The sequence below is a fragment of the Flavobacterium tegetincola DSM 22377 genome, assembly GCF_000425485.1.
Taxonomy (GTDB): Bacteria; Bacteroidota; Bacteroidia; order Flavobacteriales; family Flavobacteriaceae; genus Flavobacterium; species Flavobacterium tegetincola.
Window position 1 is genome coordinate 185,612 of record NZ_KE384388.1, and the last position, 9,318, is coordinate 194,929.

At 36.4% G+C, this 9,318-nt stretch carries 4 protein-coding genes; all 4 read right to left on the reverse strand.

Going from position 1 to position 9,318, the window contains the following annotated elements:
* Positions 1-40: 40 nt before the first annotated feature.
* The 4 genes from H602_RS0116865 to H602_RS0116880 all read right to left on the reverse strand — a co-directional run bounded on the left by H602_RS0116865 (position 41) and on the right by H602_RS0116880 (position 9,137).
* Positions 41-1,372 (reverse strand): SWIM zinc finger family protein, encoded by a 1,332-nt coding sequence (locus H602_RS0116865; RefSeq protein WP_026979077.1) that lies wholly within the window; start codon positions 1,370-1,372, stop codon positions 41-43.
* A 1-nt stretch (position 1,373) separates the two neighbouring features.
* Positions 1,374-4,502, reverse strand: coding sequence for a DUF6493 family protein (locus tag H602_RS0116870; RefSeq protein ID WP_026979078.1), 3,129 nt, complete (start codon positions 4,500-4,502; stop codon positions 1,374-1,376).
* Between the two features lie 65 nt (positions 4,503-4,567).
* Complete coding sequence (locus tag H602_RS0116875; protein WP_026979079.1) at positions 4,568-8,533, reverse strand: AAA domain-containing protein; 3,966 nt, start codon at positions 8,531-8,533, stop codon at positions 4,568-4,570.
* Between the two features lie 319 nt (positions 8,534-8,852).
* Complete coding sequence (locus H602_RS0116880; RefSeq protein WP_026979080.1) at positions 8,853-9,137, reverse strand: GIY-YIG nuclease family protein; 285 nt, start codon at positions 9,135-9,137, stop codon at positions 8,853-8,855.
* Positions 9,138-9,318 lie beyond the last annotated feature (181 nt).

Here is a 9,318-nt window from a genome sequence, read left to right on the forward strand (position 1 = left end):
AGAATCTGAAAGTATGTACAGCAAAAAATAACAATCGATTTTACTTCTCCATCAAAATTTTCACGCCTAAAACGTGTTTGCAAATTCCTCTTTTACCTTGGTAATTTGTGAACCAATTGCAAGTACAGTGATTCTTTTCGCCGTCAATAACTACGCGATGGGTTACACCCGTTCCTTTAACTTGGGCTTCAATGTAGTTTGGCCTTTGGGTTACAATTTGGATTTCCTCATTTTGAATTAATTTCTGTGCATTTTTCAACCTTGGATTTAAACTTAAAATGCGTTCGGTTTTAAAGGGTAATCTGCGGTAAAAGTGACTTCTGTTTTCCAAATCAAAACCCAATAATCCCATTGATGAAAGGCTTGACGTTAATTGTTCCATCGTTCCAAAATCGATATCATTTTCAATGGACAACATCGTTGGATCGAAGGATTCATTGGCTTTGAGCAAACTGTTCAATCCATAAACCCATTCCATTGGCACATTTTCAGTCATGTTTTCTAATGCTTTTCCTTCGCCCGAAAAACCACGGTACGCGTCTGGAGAAAATGCCATCAGCAGTTGCATTTTGCCAAATTCGCACACAATCGCACAGGTTTCTTTGTCAGACGATTCGTAAATCTGCATTTTGTCTACCAAAGATAGAATTCCTTCCAACAACCGCAACCGATGAATGCCGCCAATCCGGACACTATCTGCCGTTTGCAAAGTTGAAAACATAAATTTCCCAACGCGTTTGGTAATGTAAAATTCGCCTTTCACATTTCCTTTTGGCAAATTTTGAAACAGTTGAATCGTTTGCATTTTGTTGAGTTCAAACTTTTGTTCCATATCAGCCAAATACAGTTGAACGCTCGTCAATCCTTTAATCCAACGCGGCGGCAGTGTTACTTTTTTCTCAACGACTTTCGCTTTTGTGGTAATGACTTGCACATCATGCTGACCAACTGCAAGTGTGACTTTTTCATTTTTCTGAATGGCATTTAACGCATTCAACATCGGATCATTGAAGTCCACATTGGTCGTTCCGCTGGCGATAAATTCGCCGTCAATGGATTCGGGTTTCATGTCCAATCGTACGTAAACGCCATTGCAAGAAGAGAATCCTTCAAACCGCATTCGTTCGGAACCTGCAGTAACAATGGGGTCGCGTAAACTCGGAGGAATTGGTCCAAAACTGGAACGCACAACTTTGGCAATCGTACTCCAACATTTAGCCGTCACAAATGGATCAGTCAAACTTCCCCAGAAAAAACACGGAATGTTGTTCACTTCGGCAATTTCAGTTTGATGTGCCATAACCAAATTATTGATTCCTTTGGTCTTGTTGAGCGTTGAAACGTCTTGGTAATTATAAAGTAAATCGTTCATTTTACAGGTTGGCTATTTGTTTAATTAATGTTTTTAGCGACGTATTATCTTTGTAATTGTCTAAAAGTGCTAGCGTTTTTGAAGACGGTTTGTGATGCGTCTTTGTTCCAACATCCACGAAGTTTTCAACCAACTTCTTGAAGTTAGTAGGTAGCTTTTTGTCTAATTTTACAGTGGCAAAGATACCGTCTAACAAGAAAAATAATGCTGAATTATGCAAAGGCGAAATGTCTTTTAAAACAACTACGCTTTCTACCATTCGCAATAAAGGGCCGTATTTATTTGAAATTAAGTACGCCAATTGCTGTGAAAAACCTAAAATGTCAATCGATTTGATTTCCACTAAATTAATCAAAACTTCGGAGGCTAAAAGTCGAATTTCTTTCTTTTCTTGAAAGAAACAACAAGCAAAAACAAGCAAAGAAGTATCTGAAAACTGAAACCAACGTTGATTGACAACAGTCGCAAAACCTTTTAATTCATGATTGGTTCCATCACTGGTTTTGCAATTTTTGGATAATAACAAAAGCGCAAGCGGCTCGTTGTTTTGGGGCATCAAACTGTTCCAATAATAGACATTATTTTCATTATGCAACTGGTATTCAGAATGCCACGTATATTTCTCTTTTTTGGGGTGCAAATCCAAACTGTAAATTAAATTTTGCGGCACTTTTTTATCAACCGGCAAAGGAAAATGCAATTCCATCCAAGTGGTGCGTTTTTCGATGGGTAAATCTTTCTCCCACGAGTTCCAATTTTTGGTGAATGTCAATTTTGGAACAAAAGGTTCTGTGACAAATGGAATGTCATTCAAGCTCGTTTTTTCAAAATCAGCAAACCGATCATGTGGATGAAACGTTCGCGCGGCAGTTGCCCACAAAGCTATTTTTTCTGCACTCTGATTCGGACCAATAACTTTCTGGAATAGTTTGGATAGGACGGAAGTGGGTGTAATTTTTAGTTCATTGGTCAAGCCAAAACAATACCGCATCAAATCCTGCGTCTCGGGTTCCAAATCATTTAAAAGAGGAATCGCATCTTCCAAATTTTCACGAGGCATGCGGCTGATGGCAATGCTTAAATCTACTTTGTCTATATCCTCTTTTGCATCTTGGTATTCAATCATGCGTTCCAACAAAACTTTGGGTTCAACCCAATACGGCTTGTGCGTTGGAAACGAAAGCAGTGGCAAAACAGAACCTTCAGTATTCTTTTGCAACACTTTTTGCGAAAGCGGCTTTATCAGTTTCAACGTACTTAAAGCGGCATATTCGGCGTCGTTTACTTTGTAATGTCTATCTTTATCTTCAATTTTATTGATGAGTAAATTCTTAATAAAATTCTTTACTACACTGTCAAAATAGGTGTTTTCCAACTGTTTTGAATACGGCTGCAACTGACTCGTGTAATCCGCTGGAAACAAATGACGTTGCGAGATTATGGTATTTAAAATAAGTTCGGCATCCAAAATTTCTTCAGAAGCGATAAACCTTCCAATCAAAAATACAATGTCGTTCCAATCCTTCGGAATTTCTACTTTATCCATTAAAACTTTCACTTTTTGAGGACTAAAGTGGTAGGTTTCTAGATTGGAATCTTCCGAAAGTAAAACCTCTTCGCTCAAGAAAGTACTTAAACTGGGCTTTATCGTTCCTTGCATGTACGATACACAAGAAGTTAGTTTTTCAACTAAAGTATTGTCCTTTTCATTGCCAATTTTTAGCAATAATTTGGTTGCTCTTTCTTGTAAATTTAAATCAGAAATAATGTAAACATCTGCAATCAACAAGGCAATTTGAGCGTTGAATTTCGGCTGTGTTTTGCCTATTTTTTCAAAAGACATTAACGTGTTTTTTACGGCCAATTTGCAATCGCTTCGCATCATCACACCTTCAATCCATTCTAAATACGAGTGGTTTTTAAATTTCGGATGTACGTATATTTTCTTAATCAGCTCTGAACCATAATTTACAACGGTTGGATTTGAATAATTAAAATAAGCAAAAATCGATTCTTGATTTGCAATTAATTCATCAATCGTAGGTTCAATTGTAGCTATAAATTTTCTGAAAAAGCCTTTCAGATTGTTGTTCCATTCTTTGGTTTGAATCAATAATGCATTTTCTATAAATGTAGTTCGCAGCAACTTTTCTTCAACAATCAATTGCTTAAAAATCAACGTCCATATATGAAAATGTTTCTCATCTTTGTCTTTCGCTTCAACAAAATTACTGCCTTGAATATTGGTTTCATACTCAAAGAGTAACGGAATATCGCGACTGTAAGCTACTTCATCGTTCGTAATAAACGCTATAAATTCCCGAGGTTTTAAGGTTGCGTTCCAACTGTGGTATCTCGAGATGGCAAAGGCCATAAGTTCTGGATTGAATGCTATAAAATCATTTTTCTCTAAAAATCGGAGTGCTTTATATTCGAAGTAAAACCAGTCTTGTTTTCTAAATTTGTCCAAGAAGTAAAATTCAATCCCTTTGGGTTTTGCCCAATTTAGAATGTCAAAAACAACTGGTTTTTCCGCGTGTTTTAATAATCCACTTACGTCATCAATAGAAAGAATATCTGTTTTGTCAAACGTTGCCAAAGCACTTAACGTAATAATTTCTCTAATTTTAGTATCGCCTCGAGTGCCCCAACTCCAATTGCTGTCGTTCCGTTTTTTATAATCCGATTCAAGAGATAAATCCACAAAATCCATCCAATACTTCTTCTTATTTTTAATATGTTTCCGAATGGGTGCTAAATTGCCTTTCGCATATTTGAGCAGAAAAGGAAGTACAAGTGTGGCATCTTTTTGCTTAATAATAGCATCGTATTCAGCTAAAATTGCAACCATGTCAGACACTTCTTTCTTTCTAATTGTGCTTTTTCCCTTAGTGGCTTCCGCCAAATTTGGTAGAGTCACGGCACCACTTTCTGAATACCCTTTTTTAATTTTTTCATTCAAAAGTTTTTCCGCGGCTTTTAAACATTCTTCGTCAGAATCAAACGACTTACTTTTTGAAACACCTGAAGTGCCGTTTTTGCCATACGTCGTGGTAAACTGATTTTCTACAACTTCAATTTGCCAAAATTTATCAGAAGTAGCGTCGATGAACTTGAGGTGATGCTTCATAAGGAGGAAAAGGTTGAGGTTTATTGATTCGATTTTCAAAAAGGAAAAAGACTAAAATATAAAAATTACCTGATATATGTATCTTCCCACTTTTTAATTTCTCTTTCCGAATTTTGCCACCAATTCTGACTCCAAATTCGTGCATATTCAAAACCAGAATTTTTGAGGATTTTCTCTTTGTGCAAATCTTCTAAATAAGCCAATTCGCCTTGATAAGTTTCCTTACTCAAACATTCTAAAGCGATGGATTTGCCGTTCGGTATCTTAATTAAAATGTCAATCGTATAGCCGCCAAAAGGATGATTCAATTCAAAATCATAGTCTAGAAATTTAACTTTAAATTGATTAAAAATCTGTTCTTTAAAAAGTTTTTTCGACTCTTTTTCTTCCGTTGGTTTTGAATGGCTAAAGGTGATTAAATCCCTCAAAATCTCTTTTCTTTTGGCCTCATTTTCGTCACTAACGGCTTTGCAATAATTCAAATAGGCATAGAAAACCGCACGGCGATTATTAGCACCTTCTTTTTCTAAAGCTTCTTTATAATTGCCAAAATAGTCCGTCGGGATGGAAGTAATGACCACGATTTTTTCTTTGGCTCTTGTAATAATTACGTTTAATAACTTGTACCCTTTGGATTGATTTATGGGACCAAAAGCTTGAATGAATTTACCGTCTTTTTTCTTGCCATACGTCGTGGAAATAATAATCATGTCGCGTTCATCACCCTGAATGTTTTCCAAGTTCTTGATGAACAATCCGGCTTGTTCAAGCGCTAGTATTTTTTCATTAAAAGCGGTTTGGTCTGGATCATTTTGCTTTTGGATGATCTTTCTTTTAATGAAATTTCGTTGCGTAATGTTGAAAGTAGCAATTCCCACAGAAGGATATTTTCCGTTTGGCAAAGCTTCTATTTGGTTTAAAACTTCAATGATTTTATCAGCCTCTGCCTCGTTGATGTAGTCATTAAAAACACCGTCCACTTCATAAAATTCAATAGGTTTCGCCTGATTGGACGATGGAAGCGGCTTTAATCGCGAACCGTAAAAGGCATGGTTGGAAAAGTCAATTAAGTACGGATGTTTGGATCGGTAATGAAAGTCAAGGTAATTTTTATCGAATTTAAATTCCATTGCAAAATCCAGCAGTGATTCGATGCCCAAAATAGCATTCTTCTGATTGATGCTTTCACTTTCTTCTTCCGACTCGTCTTCCTCTTCTAAAGCGCCGTCAAAAACTTTGCTAAAATAATTGGAAGGCGGCATCTGGTGTTCGTCTCCGGCAATGATAATGTTTTTTCCTTTTAACATCGCAGGAAGATTGTCTTCTAATTTTAGTTGGCTGGCCTCGTCAAAAACCACATTGTCAAAATAGAAGTTTTTACCTTGAAATAAATTCGAGCAAGCATCCGGTGTGGTCAATAAAATAGGGAAGAAAGTTGTAAACAGATCAGTGTCTTTATTGGCAATTTGCCGTAAGGTCAACCGATTGAACTTGGTGCTTTTTCGCTTGTTGAATAAATTGGCAACCGATATTTCAGGATGATTCTTTTCAAATTTTTGAGCCGAAAGCAATTGCTGGTTGTTCCAATAACTTTCGATATAACTTTTTTGAGTCGATTCAAAACTCTTTATTTTCTTTGCAAAATTTGCGTAGTTCTCCTCGTTGACGTGCAAGGTTCCATCGGTGTTTTTTAGCAGAATTAAATTGTAATAACTGTATAAAAAGGAACTTTGCCATTTGGAAATTGGATACAACAATTGGACAAATTCTTGTTCCTTTTCCGAAAGCGAATAATAGAACAAATGCCAATCATAACTTGCCACAAAAGGTTGTTGCGAAGCCGTTTTAAATTCAGAAATCAGTTGATCGGCTTCCTGAATAATTTGTGGAAAACCGTCGGTAGTTATATTTTTAGAAGTCCAATTTTCTTGATTAATCTGCTGTTTTAGGTTTTGTGTTTGCTCAACAATTACTTTTAAATCCTCTGTTTGATAATTGGCATCATAGAAATGTAATAAATCGAGTTGCGCAAAATCCTCTTCGATTTTAGTTGCAAATTCGGCTTTCGCCAAATGGATTTGGGAAACATAATTTTCAGCATTTTTCACATTTTGCCATAAATCGGTCGACAAGCTAATTTCGGGAAAATTGGGATGTAACGAAATACTTTTAATAGTGGAAGTATTGGATTGTAAATTATGCTGTGCACTCAAAACTTTCTTTTTTGCCGAAGAGAAGAACGCTAGAAATCGGTACAGCAATCCATCTGTTTTTTCACTATTAAAAACATCAGCATTTTTATCTAAGGTTGAAGTGGTAACGATGATTGCATGAATGGCTTTTTCTAAATCGGTCAATTGTGCGGCAAACTCTTCTTTTCTTTTTGTAAAATAAAAGCTGCGGTAGTCCAAAACTTTATTCGCAATACCATGCAGCTTATCGGCATATTCTTGAAAAGACGTTTTCAGATTTTGTTCTATTTCAAACCGATTGGAGGCAATAATTTTTTGAGCAGTAAAGAAAGATTGTTCCTTGAAAGGCTTGAAATTTTCAAATAGAGTTTCGCCCTTTTCAATAACTGTAAGAAATGCATCCAGTTCGGAAGTCGTAAATTGAAACGAAAGATTTGCAAGATCTAGCTCTTGTTTCTCCGCTTGTAAAGCCAAAATTCGACCAATAATTTCTGCCCAATCTTGCTCATTGATGACTTCTTCATTCAGCTTATGGTGGACTTGATTGATGCTGTTTTTATTTTGGTGAATACCGTTCAATAATTCCTGGACCACGCTTCTGGGATAGACTTCCTTGTGCTGCTTAAAAGTGGGTGCGTCAATTTTTGTACGCACGCGATCCACTAATCCGCGTCTGTCGGCAACACTATCTTTTATCATGGTGCAGAAATCGCCCAAACCTCTTTGCTGTAGCGCATTTTGGAGGACTTCTAAAGCCGTTTGTTTCTCACAGACTACAATTGTTTTCTGATGGTTCTCTAAAGCGTTTATGAGCAACGCCGTTAAGGTTTGGCTTTTTCCCGTTCCTGGAGGACCTTGAATTACAATTTTAGAATTGGTTTTCAGCGATTCTAAAATATTTTGCTGTGAAGGATCGGTTTCTATGGAAGTAATGGATTGAAACAAACCATCCGGAACCGTCTCATTTAATTTGTAAGAAGTAATTAAATCTGCATAATCATTTATGATATTTTGTTTCTGTACTTCAAAAAGCGAGAAGATGCCGCTTTTTTCAATTAAAGTATCGCCTTTTTTAGGCAGTAACTTCTCATAAGTAGCTTTTGTTTTTATGACAGGAATTGGTGCATAATTATCCAATAAGAAGTCCAAATCTTGATTGGTTTGCAATTGCTCCAAAATATTTTTGCAAATTAAAAGTAGTTCGGGTTTGTCAATCTTTCCATCCTCAAGCATTTCTGCGGAAATGGGATCTAAAAATACGCCGGAATCACTTTGTAAATGATTCACTAAAACCTCGTTTAAATAAATCGGATCGTCTTCCGAACGGCTCACTTCAAAAGTGTTCATTGCAGCAGTAGCTTTGATCCGAATGGTCCAAATTAATAGGGGCGAAGCAGAAATCTGATTGTCGTTACTGTCCCTTCGGATTAAAATCGGGAATCCAAAACCCAACGTATTCATTCCTTTTTCGGATTCTATTACCTCATTTTGGAAAATCAAATTTTCAATACTGGTAACAATCTTCTTTAAACTGACTTCTCGTTCCTCGTCAATTTCCGGAGGTGCGTCTTTGTGATCATCATAATCATTCAAATAGATGCTTTCTTTAGCAGCAACGTGCTCTGCTTTGGACTGTGTCGAAAAAGTAAATTTGACATCCCGCATCGTAAGTAAATCGAGTACAAATAATTCTGGTAGACTTTTTTTAATAGCCGACAGTCTTGAAATATCGAATTTATATCTAGAATTCCCTGGAATGGCGTTGAGGTGAACGCCTCTGCGATTGCCTACTTTCAATTTGCTTTGCAAAGATTCAAATACGTCTGGCGAAAATTTCATAAAGGAGTAATTACATTATCCTTGTAAAAATAGCAAATTTGGTATTTGTTTGCGCAATTTGTATTTCTTAATTGCATTCAAAATGCTTTTAAAAAAAATGCTGCAGTTTTAAAAGATGTGTTATGGATTGAAAATAGGTTTTCAAGAGTATGGATAAGGTACAAGTGTAGCTATTAAGGTTCTCTTGTAGTTATAAAACAAAAAAGTCTGACACAAATGTATCAGGATTGAATTGCTCCCCCTTCCCGAAAGCTTTCGGGACAGGCAATGGGCTCGAATCAATTCCGATAGCTATCGGAACTCGATTCACAGTCAGATGCTAGTTGTATTTTTCTAAAAGTTTTAAAATTATTTCAGGATATTTTTGAAGGTTATCAATGTAGGTTTTGCTTTTCATTGCCTTAATGTGTTTTTCAATGGCCAATGCCTGAGGCTTAGAAGAGCAATTAAAGCTTAAATATAATTTCCAGTCGTCGGCTTTATAGGTAAACTTTCTTGTTTGGCTGTCGTTGGAGTGGAAATCTAGTCTAACATCGATATTGGAAGTGTAACCGATGTAATGCCGATTTAATTTTTCTGAGTGCAAGATATAAACGGTATGCATGCTAAATAACCTAATTTTTTAAAACAAAAAATCCCAACCATTTCTGATCAGGATTGATTTGCTCCCCCTTCCCGAAAGCTTTCGGGACAGGCAATGGGCTCGAACCAATTCCGATAGCTATCGGAACTCGATTCACAGTCAGATGCTAGTTGTATTTTTCTAAAAGTTTTAAAATTATTTC

What these genes read in the sequence shown, in the direction of transcription:
- H602_RS0116875 (WP_026979079.1), bottom strand. Translation starts at nt 8,533, where the DNA reads ATGAAATTTTCGCCAGACGTATTTGAATCTTTGCAAAGCAAATTGAAA.
- H602_RS0116870 (WP_026979078.1), bottom strand. Translation starts at nt 4,502, where the DNA reads ATGAAGCATCACCTCAAGTTCATCGACGCTACTTCTGATAAATTTTGG.
- H602_RS0116880 (WP_026979080.1), bottom strand. Translation starts at nt 9,137, where the DNA reads ATGCATACCGTTTATATCTTGCACTCAGAAAAATTAAATCGGCATTAC.
- H602_RS0116865 (WP_026979077.1), bottom strand. Translation starts at nt 1,372, where the DNA reads ATGAACGATTTACTTTATAATTACCAAGACGTTTCAACGCTCAACAAG.